Genomic DNA, 16406 nt, shown 5'->3' with positions numbered 1-16406 from the left:
GGCCGGATCTTCGGCCACCGCGCCCGCGCCGCCGGTCAAGGCACGCCGTCACGATGGTGCGTCACCCGCTCCCGCCACGGGTCAGGCCGGGACGCCGGCCACCCCGACGCGTCCCCGTCCGTGACAGCAAGGAGTCCCACGGACCCGCGCTGGTCTTCACGGCGGATCGCGGGTCCGCGTTCATCGCCGCCGTCAAGGACGGGGACCTCCGGGCCCGAGTCCCGGGCGACGGCCAGTCCGGCGGGGCCGCTGCCGTACGGGCGCGGGCGCGGCCCCACCGGGCGTGCGGCCCCCGGCCGTAACGGTCCGGCGGTACCGGAGCGTTGGGGGGAAGGGCCCGTCCTGGCGTGGAACCGCCGGTGCCCCCTGTTCGGGCCGGTAATGGGTGAATAGGGTTGCAGTTGTGACGCAGCCTTCGTACCTCCGCTACCCGCATCCGCACGGTGAGTTGATCGCCTTCACCGCCGAGGACGACGTCTGGGCGGCACCGCTCGACGGCGGCCGTGCCTGGCGAGTGAGCGCCGACAACATGCCGGTCTCGCATCCGCGGATATCCCCGGACGGCCGGCACATCGCCTGGACCTCCACGCGCGACGGGTCACCGGAGGTCCATGTGGCCCCCGTCGACGGCGGCCCGTCCCGGCGGCTCACATACTGGGGCAACGCCCGGACCGCCGTGCGCGGCTGGACCCCCGAGGGGGAGGTGCTGGCGGTCACCGCCGCGGGCCAGGCCTCCCTGCGCCGCACCTGGGCGCGGGCCGTGCCGCTGGACGGCGGCCCCGCGCGCACCCTGCCGTACGGGCCGGTCGGCGATGTCGCGTACGGGCCCGAGGGCGCCGTGCTGCTGCTCTCCGCGACCATGGGGCGCGACGCCTCGTCCTGGAAGCGCTACCGGGGCGGCACGGCCGGCAAACTCTGGCTGGACACGTCCGGCGACGGGGAGTTCGCGCGGATCCACGCCGGTCTCGACGGCAACATCGAGCAGCCGCTGTGGGCGGGCGGCCGTATCGCCTTCCTCTCCGACCACGAGGGCACCGGCGCGCTGTACTCCTCGCTGCCCGACGGCAGCGATCTGCGCCGGCACTCCCCCCTCGACGGCTTCTACGCCCGGCAGGCCACCGGCGACGGCACCCGCGTCACCTACGCCTCGGCCGGTGAAATCTGGCTCCTGGACGACCTCGACGGCGCCGAGCCGCGCCGCCTCGACGTCCGCCTCGGCGGCTCCCGCGCCGACCTCCAGCCGCACCCGGTGCGCGCCGCGCACCACCTCGGCGAGGTGGGGCCCGACCACACCGGCCGCGGCAGCGCCGTGGAGGTGCGCGGCACGATCCACTGGGTCACCCACCGGGAGGGCCCCGCCCGGGCACTCGCCGCCGAACCCGGGCAGCGGGCGCGGCTGCCGCGCGCGTTCCGCGTGGACGGTGCCGAGCACGTCGTCTGGGTCACCGACGCGGAGGGAGAGGACGCCCTGGCCATCGCCCCGGCCTCCGGCGCCGAGCCCGGCAGCGGACCGCGCCGTATCGGTACCGGGCGGCTCGGCCGGGTGCTGGACCTCGCCGTCGCCCCGGACGGCGGCCGGATCGCCGTCGCCTCGCACGACGGGCGGGTGCTGCTCGTGGAGCGCGAGTCCGGTGAGATCCGCGAGGTGGACCGGAGCGAGGACGGTGACGCCGACGGCCTGGTCTTCTCGCCGGACTCCGGCTGGCTGGCCTGGTCGCATCCCGGGCCGGGGGCGCTCCGCCAGCTCAAGATCGCCAACACGGCCGATCTCTCCGTGTCCGAGGCCACCCCGCTGCGCTTCCGCGACTTCTCACCCGCCTTCACCGCCGACGGCCGGCATCTGGCCTTCCTCTCCGAACGCGCCTTCGACCCGATCTATGACGTTCACGTCTTCGACCTGGCGTTCGTGGGCGCCTGCCGGCCGCATCTGATCACGCTCGCCGCCTCCACGCCCTCGCCCTTCGGCCCGCAGCGCCACGGCCGCCCGCCCACGCCCGAGCGCAACGACGGCGACGAGGGCGAGGGCCGCGCGGCCTCCTCGTCCGGCTCGTCCTCCTCGGTGCCCGTCACCCGTGTCGATCTGGACGGACTCGCCGACCGCATCGTGCCGTTCCCCGTCGAGGCCGCCCGCTACTCCACCCTGCGGGCCGCCGAGGGCGGCGTCCTGTGGCTGCGCCACCCGCTGCGCGGCGTGCTCGGCTCCGCCCTGGCCCCGGACGCCTCCGGGCCGTCCACCGCCCTGGACCGCTACGACCTCGTCCAGCAGCGGCTCGAACATCTGGCCGACGACGCCGACGACTACGCGGTCACCGGCGACGGCAAGCGGGTCCTGCTCTCCAGCGGCACGAAGCTCCGCGTGGTGCCGGCCGACAGCAAGCCGGGCGAGGACGACGGCGACGACAACATCACCGTCGACCTCTCCCGGGTCCGCCTCACGGTCGACCCGGCCGCCGAGTGGCGGCAGATGTACGCGGAGGCCGGCCGGCTGATGCGGGACAACTTCTGGCGGGCCGACCTCGGCGGCGTCGACTGGGACGGCGTCCTGGAGCGCTACCGGCCGGTGCTGGACCGGGTGGCCACGCACAGCGACCTGATCGACCTGCTCTGGGAGGTCCAGGGCGAGCTGGGCACCTCGCACGCCTACGTCAGCCCGCACGGCGGCTGGACCGACTCCACGCACCGGCAGGGCCTGCTCGGGGCCGATCTGGCCCGGGACGAGGAAGGCGTGTGGCGCGTGACGCGCGTGCTGCCCTCCGAGTCCTCCGACCCCCAGGCCCGCTCCCCGCTCGCCGCGCCCGGTGTCGCGGTGCGGGCCGGGGACGCGATCCTCGCCGTGGACGGACGCCCCGTCGATCCGCTGCTGGGCCCCGGCCCGCTGCTCGTCGGCGCGGCCGGCAAGCCCGTCGAACTGACGGTCGCCCCGGCCGGCGGCGGCGCCCCCCGACATCCCGTCGTCGTCCCCATCGCCGACGAGGAGCCGCTGCGTTACCACGACTGGGTCGCCGGGCGGCGCGCCCATGTGCACGAGACGTCCGGCGGCCGGCTCGGCTATCTCCACGTGCCGGACATGGTGGGCTCCGGCTGGGCGCAGCTCCACCGCGACCTGCGGGTGGAGGTGACGCGGGACGGGCTGATCGTGGACGTCCGGGAGAACCGCGGCGGGCACACCTCGCAGCTCGTCGTGGAGAAGCTGGCCCGCCGCATCGTCGGCTGGGACCTCCCGCGCGGCATGCGGCCGTTCAGCTACCCGCAGGACGCGCCGCGCGGGCCCGTCGTCGCGGTCGCGAACGAGTTCTCCGGCTCCGACGGCGACATCGTCAACGCCGCGATCAAGGCGCTGGGCATCGGCCCGGTCGTCGGCACCCGCACCTGGGGCGGCGTCATCGGCATCGACAGCCGTTACGACCTGGTGGACGGCACGGGCGTCACCCAGCCCAAGTACGCCACCTGGATGGAGGGTTACGGCTGGGGCGTGGAGAACCACGGCGTCGATCCGGACGTCGAGGTGGTGCACACCCCGCAGGACTCCGCGGCCGGCCGCGACCCGCAGCTCGACGAGGCGGTGCGGATCGCGCTGGCGGCCCTGGCGGAGAACCCGGCGAAGACCCCGCCGGAACTCCCGCCGCTCTGACGGGTCATCCGGCGGGCCCGGCGGGCACGGGGCTCGGGGGCGGGCGCCGGGGCCGTCCGGCCTCGCCGGAGGGGTCCCCAACCGCGCGGTACCGGACCATACTGGCGGCCATCACCGCCAGGAGGAGGCAGTCATGAGTCCCGCCCGGACCACGGACACCGCCACGCGCCGTGTCCCCCGCCGCCGGGCGCCGCGCCGGGCGGCGACGGCCGTGGCCGCCGCGGTGGTGCTCCTGTCCCTCACGGGCTGTGCGCAGCCCGGCGCCCCGGACCGCGCGGCGCCGGCGCCGGGTTCCTCCCGGCCGTCCGCGGCCGCCGACGGGCAGCTGCTGGCGCTCACGGTCAGCGGCGGTGTGGCCGGGCACACCAGCCGGGTGACCGTGGAGGCGGACGGCACCGTCGAGACGGTCCGGCGCAGCGGTACGTCGAGGTCGGGACGGATGCGCGACGAACAGGTGTCCGCGCTGCGCGACCTTCTGGCGAGCGAGCGCTACGCGCGGCTGCCCGGGCGGACCTTCAACCGGCCCACCACCGACGCCTTCGTGTACGAGTTCGAAGCCCAGGGGCGCACCGTGGTGGCGGACAGCACCTCACTGCGGAGGCCGCTGAACGAGGTGCTCCAACTGCTCGGCTCCTGGCGGCCGTAGCCAGCGCCCTCGCACGGCCGTGCGGGCCGGCGCCTCAGGACCAGCGGCCAGTGCGCCCCAGCAGCAGCGCGGCGGCGGCCGTACCGGCCGTGGAGGTGCGCAGGACGGTCGGGCCCAGCCGGTACGGCTTCGCGCCCGCAGCGGTGAACGCCGCCAGTTCGTCCGGCGAGACGCCGCCCTCCGGGCCGACCACCAGCACGATGTCGCCGCTCTCGGGCAGCACGGCGGTGGCGAGCGGTTCGGCGGCCTCCTCGTGGAGCACGGCGGCGAAGGCGGCGCCCGCGAGCAGTCCGGCGACCCCGCGGGTGCTCATCGGGCCGGGCACCTCGGGGAGCCGGAGGCGGCGGGCCTGCTTGCCGGCCTCCCGGGCGGTGGCCCGCCACTTGCCGAGCGCCTTGACGCCCCGCTCGCCCTTCCACTGCGTGATGCAGCGGGACGCGGGCCAGGGCACGACGGCGTCCACGCCCGTCTCCGTCATGGTCTCGACGGCGAGTTCGCCGCGGTCGCCCTTGGGGAGCGCCTGGACGACGGTGATCCGAGGGCTGGGTTCCGGCTCGTGGCGGATCTCGGTGATGTCGGCCTCCAGGCGGTCCTTGCCCTCGACGGCCGCCACCGTGCCGTATCCGCCGGTCCCCCGGCCGTCCGTCAGCACGATCTCCTCGCCCGCGCGCAGCCGCCGTACGGAGACGGCGTGCCGCCCCTCGGGCCCGTCGAGAACGAACCGGCCGGGGGCCGGCGGGCGCTCGGGGTCGGTCAGGAACACCGGGGCCGTCATGCGGGCTCCCCTTTCTCCGAAGGTGCGGCCGGCGTGCCCGCCGCGTTCGCCGTTCCGGCCGCCGCGGCAGCGGTGCCGCCCGGGCCGGCCAGGAGGGCCACGCGGGCCTCGTCCAGTTCGGCGGCCAGGGTCCGCACCAGCCGCTCCGCGGAGAGCGTCCGCGCCATCCGGTGCCCCTGGCCGGCCCAGAGCGCCATGCCCTGCGGGTCGCCCGCGCGGGCCGCCGCCCGGCGCAGCCCGGCGGTCATCCGGTGCACCTGCGGATACGCGGCCGGGGCGTACGGGCCGTGCTCCCGCAGGAAGCGGTTGACGAGCCCGCGCGCCGGGCGCCCCGTGAAGGCCCGGGTCAGTTCGGTGTGCGGGAAGAGCGGGTCGGTCAGCGCCCGCTTGTGGAGGGGGTCGGCGCCCGACTCCGGGCAGACGAGGAAGGCCGTGCCGAGCTGGGCGGCGACCGCTCCGGCCGCCAGCACGGCGGCGATCTGCGCACCCCGCATCAGCCCGCCGGCGGCGATCAGCGGAAGGTCCACGGCCTCGCGGACCTGGGCGAGCAGCGTCAGCAGCCCGAGTCCGGGTGAGCCCCGGTCGGCGTACGGATCGTCCCGGTGCGTCCCCCGGTGCCCGCCCGCCTCGACGCCCTGCACGCACACCGCCGCGGCGCCGGCCGCCTCGGCCGTCCGCGCCTCGGCCACGGACGTGACGGTGACGACGGTGACGGTGCCCGCGCGGGCGAGGGCCCGGAGCACGCCGGCGTCGGGGCAGCCGAAGGTGAAGGAGACCACGGCCACCGGGGCTTCGGTGAGGACGGCGAGCTTGCCCTCGTAGCCGTCGTCGCCGTCGTCTTCGCCGCCGTCGGTCTCCGTGTCACCGAGCGGGGCGGCGTACCAGGAGGATTCCCCGGCGAGCTGCTCGCGGTAGACGGCGACCGCGGCGGCGTCGGCGACGGGCCGCTGCGGCAGGAAGAGGTTGACCCCGAAGGGGCGGTCGGTCAGCCCGCGCGCCACCCGGATCTCCTGGTACATGGCCTCGGGTGTCTTGTGGCCGGCTGCGAGGAAACCGAGCCCGCCGGCCCGGCACACGGCGGCGGCCAGCTCCGGGCGGGAGGCCCCGCCCGCCATGGGCGCCTGGATGATGGGGTACCGGAAGAGGTCCGTCACCGCGGGGACACCCCCCGTTGCTGCAGCCATGTGGCACATGGTGTCACGGAGCACTGCGCGGGCGGACCCCTCCCGCCGTTCTTTCCGGCGGGCGGACGGCGGCACGGCGCGGCCCCGGCGGGGATCCGCCGGGGCCGGTCCGTGCGTGCCGAAGGCGTCGGGGCCGGTCGGCTCAGCGGCCGTTGAAGGCGTCCTTCAGCCGGGAGAAGAGACCCTGCTGACCGGGCTGGAAGTGGCCGGCCGGGCGTTCCTCGCCGCGGAGCTTGGCGAGCTGCCGGAGCAGGTCCTCCTGCTGGGGGTCGAGCTTGGTCGGGGTCTGCACCTCGACGTGGACGATCAGGTCGCCGCGCCCGCCACCGCGCAGATGCGTGATGCCGCGCTGGTGGAGCGGGATCGACTGGCCGGACTGGGTGCCGGGCCGGATGTCGACCTCCTCCATGCCGTCCAGCGTCTCCAGCGGGCACTGGGTGCCGAGGGCCGCCGCCGTCATCGGGATGGTGACCGTGCAGTGCAGATCGTCGCCGCGCCGCTGGAAGACCGGGTGCGGCACCTCGTGGATCTCGACGTAGAGATCACCGGGCGGGCCGCCGCCGGGGCCGACCTCGCCCTCGCCGGCGAGCTGGATCCGGGTGCCGTTGTCCACACCCGCCGGGATCTTGACGGTCAGGGTGCGCCGCGAGCGGATGCGGCCGTCACCGGCGCACTCCGGGCACGGGGTCGGCACGACGGTGCCGAAGCCCTGGCACTGCGGGCAGGGGCGGGAGGTCATGACCTGCCCCAGGAAGGACCGCGTCACCTGGGAGACCTCACCGCGGCCGCGGCACATGTCGCAGGTCTGGGCGGAGGTACCGGGGGCGGCACCCTCGCCGCTGCAGGTGTTGCAGACGACGGCCGTGTCAACCTGGATGTCCTTGGTGGTGCCGAACGCGGCCTCGTCCAGCTCGACTTCGAGCCGGATCATCGCGTCCTGGCCGCGCCGGGTACGGGATCTCGGGCCGCGCTGCGAGGCGGTGCCGAAGAACGCGTCCATGATGTCGGAGAAGTTGCCGAAGCCGGCCCCGCCGAAGCCGGGGCCCGCGCCGCCGCCGGCCCCCGACATCGGGTCCCCGCCGAGGTCGTAGACCTGCTTCTTCTGCGGGTCCGACAGCACCTCGTAGGCGGCGTTGATCTCCTTGAACCGCTCCTGCGTCTTGGGGTCCGGATTGACGTCCGGGTGCAGCTCGCGTGCGAGACGGCGGAACGCCTTCTTGATCTCGTCCTGTCCAGCGTCCCGGCTCACGCCCAGTACGGCGTAGTAGTCGGTGGCCACTTACGACTCCGCCAGGATCTGTCCGACGTAACGTGCCACTGCGCGTACCGCTCCCATCGTTCCGGGGTAATCCATGCGGGTCGGTCCGACCACGCCGAGTTTCGCCACCGCCTCGTCGCCCGAACCGTAGCCGACGGCGACGACGGAGGTGGATGTCAGGCCCTCATGGGCGTTCTCATGCCCGATGCGCACCGTCATCCCGGGCTCCTCGGAGGCGCCGAGCAGCTTCAGCAGCACGACCTGCTCCTCCAGGGCCTCCAGCACGGGCCGGATGGTCAGCGGGAAGTCGTGGCGGAAACGGGTGAGATTGGCGGTACCGCCGATCATCAGCCGCTCCTCGGTCTCCTCGACGAGGGTCTCCATGAGGGTGGCGAGCACCGTGGAGACCGTCCCGCGGTCCTCCGTCTCGAAGGACTCCGGAAGATCCTGCACCAAGCGCGGCACATCCGCGAAACGGTGGCCGGAAACCGCGCTGTTGAGGCGGGCCCGCAGATCGGCCAGCGAGGTGTCCCCGAACGGCGCGGGGCAGTCCACCATGCGCTGTTCGACCCGGCCGGTGTCGGTGATCAGGACGAGCATGATCCGCGCGGGCGCCATGGACAGCAGTTCGACATGGCGCACGGTCGAGCGGGTGAGCGACGGGTACTGCACCACCGCCACCTGCCGGGTCAGCTGCGCGAGCAGCCGCACCGTGCGCCCCACCACGTCGTCGAGGTCGACGGCGCCGTCCAGGAAGTTCTGGATGGCCCGGCGCTCCGCCGTGGAGAGCGGTTTCACACCGGCGAGCTTGTCGACGAACAGCCGGTAGCCCTTGTCCGTGGGGATGCGACCGGCACTGGTGTGCGGCTGGGCGATGAAGCCCTCGTCCTCCAGCGCGGCCATGTCGTTGCGCACGGTGGCGGGCGACACGCCGAGGCGGTGGCGCTCCGTGAGCGCCTTGGAGCCGACCGGCTCCTCGGTGCCGACGTAGTCCTGGACGATGGCGCGCAGCACTTCGAGTCTGCGTTCGCTCAGCATCGCGCTCACCTCCCAGTCGGTCCCTCTGGTCCGGTCTCTGGCACTCGATCCGCGCGAGTGCCAGTTTCCCCGGCCAAGTGTACGGCGGTGTGGTACGGCAAGGGCAAGGCCGGACCGGTTACGGGGCGGATACGCGGCCGGTGGACGGCACCTCGGGCGGACACGGCGACCCGCCTGCGACTAGCGTCATCGTATGGAGCACGGTTGGGAAGAGGCGGACTGGGAGCAACTGGCGCGCGGTGTCGCACGCCGCCGTCTGCCGGGCTGGGACGCCACGACGGGACTGGTGTACGGACCGGACGCGGCCCTGGTCGTGGACGCGGGGGCGAGCCTCGCCGAGGGGGCGGACATCCGCCGGTGGGCGCGGCGCCTGGCGGGGCGCCACGTGACCCATCTCGCATTCACGCACGGGCATTTCGACCATGTGCTGGGCGCCGCCGCCTTCGCCGGCGTCCGGACCTACGGGGCCGTGGGCCTGGACCGGCTGCTCAGCGGCGGAGGGGAGGCGGTGGCCGCCGACGCCGTCCGGCACGGACTGGACGCCGGGGACGCGGCCGAGGCCGCCGATCTGCTGGCCCCGCCGCAGCACCCGGTCTCCGGCGAGATGACGGTGGGCCTCGGCGGCGGCCGGGAGGCCGTGCTCGTCAACGTCGGGCCGGGGCACACAGCGCACGATCTGGCGGTGCTGGTGCCGGGCGACCCCTGCGTCGTCTTCTGCGGCGACCTGGTGGAGCAGTCGGGGGAGCCCCAGGCCGGCCCGGACGCCGTGCCCGGGCGCTGGCCGGCCGCGCTGGACCGGCTGGTGGAACTCGGCGGCGAGGACGCGCTGTACGTGCCCGGTCACGGAGCGGTGGTGGACGCACGCTTCGTACGGGCCCAACGCGACGCGCTGGCGGGGCGGTTCGGCGTGTCGTGACCGGCGCCGGCCCGCCGTTCGTATCGTCTGAGCCCATGCGCAGCAGACAGTACGGGCCCGATCTGACCCCGCCGTGGAAGAAGACCCGGCCGGCGCCCGAGGTGGCGGCCGAGCCCGGTCTCGTCGTGGAGGAGGCCGCCAGCGGGTTCTGCGGCGCGGTCATCCGCTGCGAGAAGACGGCACAGGGGCCCGTGGTGACCCTGGAGGACCGCTTCGGCAAGCACCGGGTGTTCCCGATGGAGCCGCGCGGCTTCCTGCTGGAGGGGCGCACGGTCACGCTGGTGCGCCCCGCGGCCGCCGCGCCCGCCGCCCCGCGCCGCCCGGCCCGCACCGCCTCGGGGTCGGTCGCCGTCCCGGAGGCGCGGGCGCGGGTCGCACGCGCCGGGCGGATCTATGTGGAGGGACGGCACGACGCCGAACTCGTCGAGCGGGTCTGGGGCGACGATCTGCGCATCGAGGGCGTGGTGGTCGAATATCTGGAGGGCATCGACGATCTCCCGGCGGTGGTACGGGAGTTCGGGCCGTCGGCGGACGCGCGGCTCGGGGTGCTCGTCGACCACCTGGTGCCCGGCTCCAAGGAGTCGCGAATCGCGGCGGAGGTCATGGCGGACGGTGCCCTGGGCGAGCACGTTCTCGTCGTCGGCCACCCGTACATCGACATCTGGGAGGCCGTGAAACCGGCCTCCGCCGGCATCCCCGCCTGGCCCTCGGTGCCCCGGGGCCAGGACTGGAAGACGGGCGTCTGCCGTGCGCTGGGCTGGCCGGAGAACACCGGCGCGGCGTGGCAGCGCATCCTCTCCTCCGTGCACAGCTTCCGGGACCTGGAGCCGGAGCTGCTCGGACGGGTGGAGGAGCTCATCGACCATGTGACGGCGCCGTAGCCCCCGGCCACCGGCCTTCGTGTCCCGGATCCGGCACCCGGCCGCCGGCCCCCGGGTCAGTCCACCAGGTCGCGGACCACCGCGTCGGCGAGCAGCCGTCCGCGCAGCGTCAGAGCCGCCCGGCCGTGCTCGTACGGCCCGGGCCGGAGCAGGCCGTCCGCCACGGCGCGGGCCGCCGCGCGCAGGCCTGCCGGGGCCAGCAGCTCCAGCGGGCAGCCGTCGGAGAGCCGCAGTTCGAGAAGGATCCGCTCGACGCGCCGGTCCTCGGCCGTCAGCACCTCGCGCCCGGCACCAGGCGCGCGGCCCTCGGCGAGCGCCTGGGCGTACGCCCCGGGGTGCTTCACATTCCACCAGCGCACCCCGCCGACGTGGCTGTGCGCGCCGGGGCCCGCGCCCCACCAGTCGGCGCCGCGCCAGTACAGCTCGTTGTGGCGGCAGCGGGCGGCCTCGGTGGTCGCCCAGTTCGACACCTCGTACCAGTGGAAACCGGCCGCCGACAGCCGTTCCTCGGCGATCAGGTAGCGGTCCGCGTGCACGTCGTCATCGGTCATCGGTACCTCGCCGCGCCGGATGCGCCGGGCGAGCTGCGTCCCCTCCTCGACGATCAGCGCGTAGGCGGAGACATGGTCCGGGCCCGCGCCGATCGCCGCGTCCAGCGAGGCGCGCCAGTCGTCGTCGCTCTCGCCCGGCGTGCCGTAGATGAGGTCGAGGTTGACGTGCTCGAAGCCGGCCGCGCGCGCCTCGGCGACGCAGCGCTCGGGGCGGCCGGGGGTGTGCGTGCGGTCGAGCACCCGCAGGACGTGCTGCCGCGCGCTCTGCATCCCGAAGGAGATCCGGTTGAACCCCCCTTCCAGCAGCCCGTCGAGGTACCGGGGGTCCACCGATTCGGGATTGGCCTCGGTGGTGATCTCCGCCCCTTCGGCCAGCCCGAACTCGTCCCGGATCGCGCCGAGCATCCGCGACAGGCCGGCGGCGGGCAGCAGGGTCGGTGTACCACCGCCGACGAAGACGGTCTCCACCGGGCGCGGGTCGTCGCCGAGCACCTTGCGCGCCAGCCGCACCTCCTCGGCCAGCGTGTCGGCGTAGTTCTCGCGCGAGGCGAGGGCGCCGCCGGAGCCGCGCAGCTCAGCGGCGGTGTAGGTGTTGAAATCGCAGTAGCCGCAGCGCGTGGCGCAGTAGGGCACGTGGAGATAGAAGCCGAGGGGCCGCTCCGCGGCGCCGTCGAGGGCGTGGGCGGGCAGCGCCCCGTCGTCGGGCACGGGTTCGCCGTCGGGCAGTACGGAGGGCATACCGGCCATTGTCCGTCATCGCCACGGGTCCCCCGACGGTACGGGCGGAGGGGCGGACGGCGGGAGGACGGAACACGGCCCGGGCCCGGCGCGGATCGCCTCCACGCCGGGCCCGGGCCGTTCTCGGGTCACGCCTCGCGCGACCCCGCGTACATCTCCTCGATGAGGTGCTCGGCAGCAACCACCCGGGGAGCCACCCCCGTACCCCCGGGCAGCCACCGCCCCGCACGTCACGCCTCGCGCGACCCCGCGTACATCTCGTCGATGAGGTGCTTGTACTCGCGCTCCACGACCGGACGCTTGAGCTTGAGGCTCGGGGTGAGCTCGCCGTGCTCGACGTCGAGGTCCCGGGGCAGGATGCGGAACTTCTTGATCGTCTGCCAGCGCTGCAGCCCCTCGTTGAGGCGCTGCACATAGCCCTCGATGAGCTGGTGCATCGCCGGGGAGGCGACGACCTCGGCGTACGGCTTGCCGGCCATGCCGTTCTCCTCGGCCCAGCCCGTGACCGTCGGCTCGTCGAGGGCGATCAGGGCGGTGCAGAAGTTCCGGTCGGCGCCGTGCACCAGGATGTTGGAGACGAACGGGCAGACGGCCTTGAACTGGCCCTCGACCTCGGCCGGGGCGATGTACTTGCCGCCCGAGGTCTTGATCAGGTCCTTCTTGCGGTCGGTGATCCGCAGGTAGCCGTCGGCGGAGAGCTCGCCAATGTCCCCGGTGTGGAACCAGCCGTCGTCCTCCAGGACCTCGGCGGTCTTCTCCGGCAGCCCGTGGTAGCCCTGCATGATGCCGGGGCCGCGGAGCAGGATCTCGCCGTCGTCGGCGATGCGCACCTCGGTGCCCGGCATGGGCTTGCCGACCGTGCCGGTCCGGTAGGCCTCGCCGGGGTTGACGAAGCTGGCGGCGCTGGACTCGGTGAGGCCGTAGCCCTCCAGGATGTGGATGCCGGCGCCGGAGAAGAAGAAGCCGATGTCGGGGGCGAGGGCCGCGGAGCCGGAGATGGCCGCCCGCAGATTGCCGCCGAAGGCCTCGCGCAGTTTGGCGTAGACGAGCTTGTCGGCGATGGCGTGCTTGATCGTCAGGCCGGCCGGGGCGGCCGCCTTGCCGGTGCGGCGGTAGTTGTCCTGGGACACCCGGGCGTACTCGCGGGCGACACCGGCCGCCCACTGGAAGATCTTGTACTTGGCGCCGCCGCCGGCCCGGGCCTTGGCCGCCACCCCGTTGTAGACCTTCTCGAAGATCCGCGGCACGGCGGCCATGTAGGTCGGCTTCACGACCGGCAGATTCTCGATGATCTTGTCGATGCGGCCGTCGACCGCGGTGACGTGCCCGACGCCGATCTGGCCGGCCGTGAGCACCTTGCCGAACACGTGGGCGAGCGGCAGCCAGAGGTACTGCACGTCCTCACCGGTGACCAGCCCGCTGGCCTCGATCGCCCTGGCCATGTACGACCAGCAGTCGTGCTGGAGCCGCACGCCCTTGGGCTTGCCCGTGGTGCCCGAGGTGTAGATGAGGGTGGCGAGCTGGTCGGCGGTGATCGCGGCGACCCGCTTGCGGATGAGGTCCGGCTCCTTCTCCAGCCGGGCCGCGCCGCGCCGCTCCAGCTCCGCGAGGGAGAGGACCCAGCCCTCCGGGTCGCCCTCGGCGGGTGCGGCGGCCTCGTCGAGCACCACGACATGCGCCAGCTCGGGGAGCTCGGCACGCCGCTCACGGACCTTGGCGAGCTGCGTGGCGTCCTCGGCGATCAGCACGCGGCTGCCGGAGTCGGCGAGGATGTAGGCCGTCTCCTCGGCGTTCGTGCTGGGGTAGACCGTGGTGGTCGCGGCGCCCGCGCAGAGGATGCCCAGGTCGGCGAGGATCCACTCCACCCGGGTGTTGGAGGCGATGGCGACCCGCTGCTCGGCCTCCACGCCCAGCTCGATCAGGCCGGCGGCAGCGGCGAAGACCCGCTCGGCCGCCTCCCCCCAGGTGTAGGAGCGCCACTCGTCGGGGCCCTTGCCCGAGGCAGGCGGGACCGGATAGCGGTACGCCTCCCGGTCCGGGGTCGACTCGACCCGGTCGAGGAAAAGAGTCGCCACGGAGGGCGGCCTGTTCTCAATCAACGTCTGCGTGTCGCTCACGACAATCCTCCGTGCCCCGCTGTGGTGCTGAAACGGAACTTGTTTAACCGGCGAGTAACCTTCAGGCAGGCCCAGAGTAGAGGGCGACCGGCCCGTTTGTAAGGGTCTGAGAGCCACTCGTTCGCAAAGCGGAACCTACCCCTCCCCGGGGTCGTGGCCAGCACAAAGGCGCCCGTCCGGCGGGGACGGGCGCCTTTCACGGCGTGGCCTCGGAGGGCTCGGGAGCCGCGGGCTACTTCTTGCCCTTGCTCTCGCCCGCGGCGGAGTCCGAGGACAGCACCGCGATGAACGCCTCCTGCGGCACCTCCACGCTGCCGACCATCTTCATCCGCTTCTTGCCCTCCTTCTGCTTCTCCAGCAGCTTCCGCTTCCGGGAGATGTCACCGCCGTAGCACTTGGCGAGGACGTCCTTGCGGATGGCGCGGACGGTCTCGCGGGCGATGACCCGGCTGCCGATGGCGGCCTGGATCGGCACCTCGAAGTTCTGCCGCGGGATGAGCTCGCGCAGCTTGGCCACGAGCCGCACCCCGTACGCGTAGGCCTTCTCCTTGTGGGTGATCGCCGAGAAGGCGTCCACCTTGTCGCCGTGGAGCAGGATGTCCACCTTGACCAGATCGGCGGTCTGCTCGCCGGTGGGCTCGTAGTCGAGCGAGGCGTACCCGCGGGTCTTGGACTTCAGGGCGTCGAAGAAGTCGAAGACGATCTCGGCCAGCGGCAGGGTGTAGCGGAGCTCGACACGGTCCTCGGAGAGGTAGTCCATGCCCAGGAGGGTGCCGCGGCGGGTCTGGCAGAGCTCCATGATCGCCCCGATGAACTCGCTGGGCGCGAGGAGGGTGGCCCGGACGACCGGCTCGTGGACCTCGGCGATCTTGCCGGTGGGGAACTCGCTGGGGTTGGTGACGGTGTGCTCGGTGCCGTCCTCCATGATCACGCGGTAGATCACGTTGGGCGCGGTGGCGATCAGATCGAGGCCGAACTCGCGCTCCAGCCGTTCGCGGATCACGTCCAAATGGAGCAGGCCCAGGAAGCCGACGCGGAAGCCGAAGCCGAGCGCCGCGGACGTCTCCGGCTCGTACACCAGGGCGGCATCGTTGAGCTGGAGCTTGTCCAGGGCGTCACGGAGTTCCGGATAGTCCGAGCCGTCCAGCGGATAGAGGCCGGAGAACACCATGGGCTTGGGGTCCTTGTAGCCGCCCAGCGGCTCGGTGGCGCCCTTGTTGAGCAGCGTGACGGTGTCACCGACCTTGGACTGGCGGACGTCCTTCACCCCGGTGATCAGATAACCCACCTCGCCGACGCCCAGGCCGTCGGAGGGCGTCATCTCGGGTGAGGAGACGCCGATCTCCAGCAGTTCGTGGGTGGCGCCGGTGGACATCATCCGGATCCGCTCGCGCTTGGCGAGGCGGCCGTCGACGACCTTCACATAGGTCACCACGCCGCGGTAGGCGTCGTACACGGAGTCGAAGATCATGGCGCGGGCGGGGGCGGCGGCGTCGCCGACCGGTGCCGGGACCTCGGCGACGACCTTGTCGAGCAGCGCCTCGACGCCCTCGCCGGTCTTCGCCGAGACCTTCAGCACGTCGGACGGGTCGCACCCGATGAGATGCGCCAGTTCGGCGGCGAACTTCTCGGGCTGGGCGGCCGGCAGGTCGATCTTGTTCAGCACTGGGATGATCGTGAGGTCGTTCTCCATCGCCAGATACAGGTTGGCGAGGGTCTGGGCCTCGATGCCCTGGGCCGCGTCCACCAGCAGGATGCAGCCCTCGCAGGCGGCCAGGGAACGGGAGACCTCATAGGTGAAGTCGACGTGGCCGGGGGTGTCGATCATGTTGAGCACATGGGTGGTGCCCCGGCTCTCGACCTCTCCGGGCGCCCAGGGCAGCCGCACCGCCTGGGACTTGATCGTGATGCCGCGCTCGCGCTCGATGTCCATGCGGTCGAGGTACTGGGCGCGCATCTGACGCTGCTCGACCACACCGGTCAGCTGGAGCATCCGGTCGGCGAGCGTCGACTTGCCGTGGTCGATGTGCGCGATGATGCAGAAGTTGCGGATCAGCGCCGGATCGGTACGGCTCGGCTCCGGCACAGGGGTAGGGGTCGCGGGCACGCAGGGTCCATTCGGTGATGAGACGCAGCTTGGTCGGGTCTGTGACAGTGCCCCCATCGTCCCACGACCGCGGCGCCCGGTCCGGTTTGGGAGGCCTCGGGCCTGCTGGTAGCCTGGTCCATCGCGTCTCGTGCCCTCTTCGCACGGCGCCCCCGAGAATCCGACGAAGCTGCAAAGGCTCTTTACGTGGCGAACATCAAGTCCCAGATCAAGCGGAACAAGACCAACGAGAAGGCGCGCCAGCGCAACAAGGCCGTCAAGTCCTCGCTGAAGACCGCGATCCGCAAGACCCGCGAGGCCGTCGAGGCCGGTGACCTGGAGAAGGCCACCGTCGCCGTCCGCGAGGCCTCCAAGAAGCTGGACAAGGCCGCCAGCAAGGGCGTGATCCACAAGAACGCCGCCGCCAACAAGAAGTCGGCGCTGGCCCAGCGGGTCGCCTCCCTCAAGGGCTGACCTCCGCCCCTCCGTCTCACGCGCGGTACGGAACCGACCCGCCGGCGGCACGCCGCGGAAGGCCGTACCTCATTCGCCCGACCCGGGATCTCTGCTCCCGGTAACCGCCGG

At 73.2% G+C, this 16406-nt stretch carries 13 protein-coding genes; 6 read left to right on the top strand and 7 right to left on the bottom strand.

The window, feature by feature from the left end:
* The first annotated feature begins 53 nt into the window (after positions 1 to 53).
* The 3 genes from E4N63_RS31235 (at position 54) to E4N63_RS22520 (ending at position 4277) form a co-directional block, all read left to right on the top strand.
* Entirely contained in the window at positions 54 to 302 is a 249-nt protein-coding gene (locus tag E4N63_RS31235; protein ID WP_125621808.1) for a DUF397 domain-containing protein, read from the top strand.
* A 101-nt stretch (positions 303 to 403) separates the two neighbouring features.
* Positions 404 to 3631: a S41 family peptidase gene (locus E4N63_RS22525; protein WP_125621810.1), complete on the top strand. Its 3228-nt coding sequence runs from the start codon at positions 404 to 406 to the stop codon at positions 3629 to 3631.
* Between the two features lie 133 nt (positions 3632 to 3764).
* Complete coding sequence (locus tag E4N63_RS22520) at positions 3765 to 4277, top strand: hypothetical protein (RefSeq protein WP_228429794.1); 513 nt, start codon at positions 3765 to 3767, stop codon at positions 4275 to 4277.
* Between the two features lie 34 nt (positions 4278 to 4311).
* Here E4N63_RS22520 and E4N63_RS22515 read toward each other — a convergent pair whose 3' ends face one another.
* From E4N63_RS22515 to hrcA, 4 genes are all read right to left on the bottom strand, one after another.
* The gene (locus E4N63_RS22515) at positions 4312 to 5052 is read right to left on the bottom strand and encodes a 16S rRNA (uracil(1498)-N(3))-methyltransferase (protein ID WP_125621814.1); all 741 of its coding nucleotides are present in this window, start codon (positions 5050 to 5052) and stop codon (positions 4312 to 4314) included.
* Positions 5049 to 6236 carry a nitronate monooxygenase gene (locus E4N63_RS22510; protein WP_125621815.1) on the bottom strand — a complete coding sequence of 396 codons (1188 nt, stop codon included), beginning with the start codon at positions 6234 to 6236 and terminating at the stop codon, positions 5049 to 5051. Before E4N63_RS22510 ends, E4N63_RS22515 begins: the two co-directional genes overlap by 4 nt.
* A 142-nt stretch (positions 6237 to 6378) precedes the next feature.
* A complete protein-coding gene (gene dnaJ, locus E4N63_RS22505; protein ID WP_043460094.1) occupies positions 6379 to 7515 on the bottom strand; it encodes a molecular chaperone DnaJ in 1137 nt (378 codons plus the stop codon).
* On the bottom strand, positions 7516 to 8532 hold the full coding sequence (gene hrcA / locus E4N63_RS22500; RefSeq protein WP_125621947.1) for a heat-inducible transcriptional repressor HrcA: 1017 nt from the start codon (positions 8530 to 8532) through the stop codon (positions 7516 to 7518).
* Positions 8533 to 8725: 193 nt separating this feature from the next.
* On the opposite strand from hrcA, the gene E4N63_RS22495 reads away from it, so the two are divergent.
* Positions 8726 to 9448, top strand: a complete 723-nt coding sequence (locus tag E4N63_RS22495) for an MBL fold metallo-hydrolase (protein ID WP_125621817.1) — start codon at positions 8726 to 8728, stop codon at positions 9446 to 9448.
* Positions 9449 to 9483: 35 nt separating this feature from the next.
* A complete protein-coding gene (locus tag E4N63_RS22490; RefSeq protein WP_125621819.1) occupies positions 9484 to 10329 on the top strand; it encodes a DUF3097 domain-containing protein in 846 nt (281 codons plus the stop codon).
* 56 nt (positions 10330 to 10385) lie between these two features.
* On the opposite strand, the gene hemW is transcribed toward E4N63_RS22490, so the two are convergent.
* The 3 genes from hemW to lepA form a co-directional block, all read right to left on the bottom strand.
* The gene (hemW, locus tag E4N63_RS22485) at positions 10386 to 11618 is read right to left on the bottom strand and encodes a radical SAM family heme chaperone HemW (RefSeq protein ID WP_125621821.1); all 1233 of its coding nucleotides are present in this window, start codon (positions 11616 to 11618) and stop codon (positions 10386 to 10388) included.
* 230 nt (positions 11619 to 11848) lie between these two features.
* The gene (locus tag E4N63_RS22480; protein WP_230241559.1) at positions 11849 to 13735 is read right to left on the bottom strand and encodes a long-chain fatty acid--CoA ligase; all 1887 of its coding nucleotides are present in this window, start codon (positions 13733 to 13735) and stop codon (positions 11849 to 11851) included.
* A 232-nt stretch (positions 13736 to 13967) separates the two neighbouring features.
* Positions 13968 to 15842, bottom strand: coding sequence for a translation elongation factor 4 (gene lepA, locus E4N63_RS22475; protein WP_230241558.1), 1875 nt, complete (start codon positions 15840 to 15842; stop codon positions 13968 to 13970).
* A 186-nt stretch (positions 15843 to 16028) separates the two neighbouring features.
* On the opposite strand from lepA, the gene rpsT reads away from it, so the two are divergent.
* Positions 16029 to 16295: a 30S ribosomal protein S20 gene (gene rpsT, locus E4N63_RS22470; RefSeq protein WP_019709101.1), complete on the top strand. Its 267-nt coding sequence runs from the start codon at positions 16029 to 16031 to the stop codon at positions 16293 to 16295.
* Positions 16296 to 16406: the final 111 nt, after the last annotated feature.

The sequence above is a fragment of the Streptomyces sp. MNU89 genome (assembly GCF_020982505.1).
Taxonomy (GTDB): domain Bacteria; phylum Actinomycetota; class Actinomycetes; order Streptomycetales; family Streptomycetaceae; genus Streptomyces; species Streptomyces xinghaiensis.
This window is presented reverse-complemented; position numbering and strand designations above follow the sequence as displayed.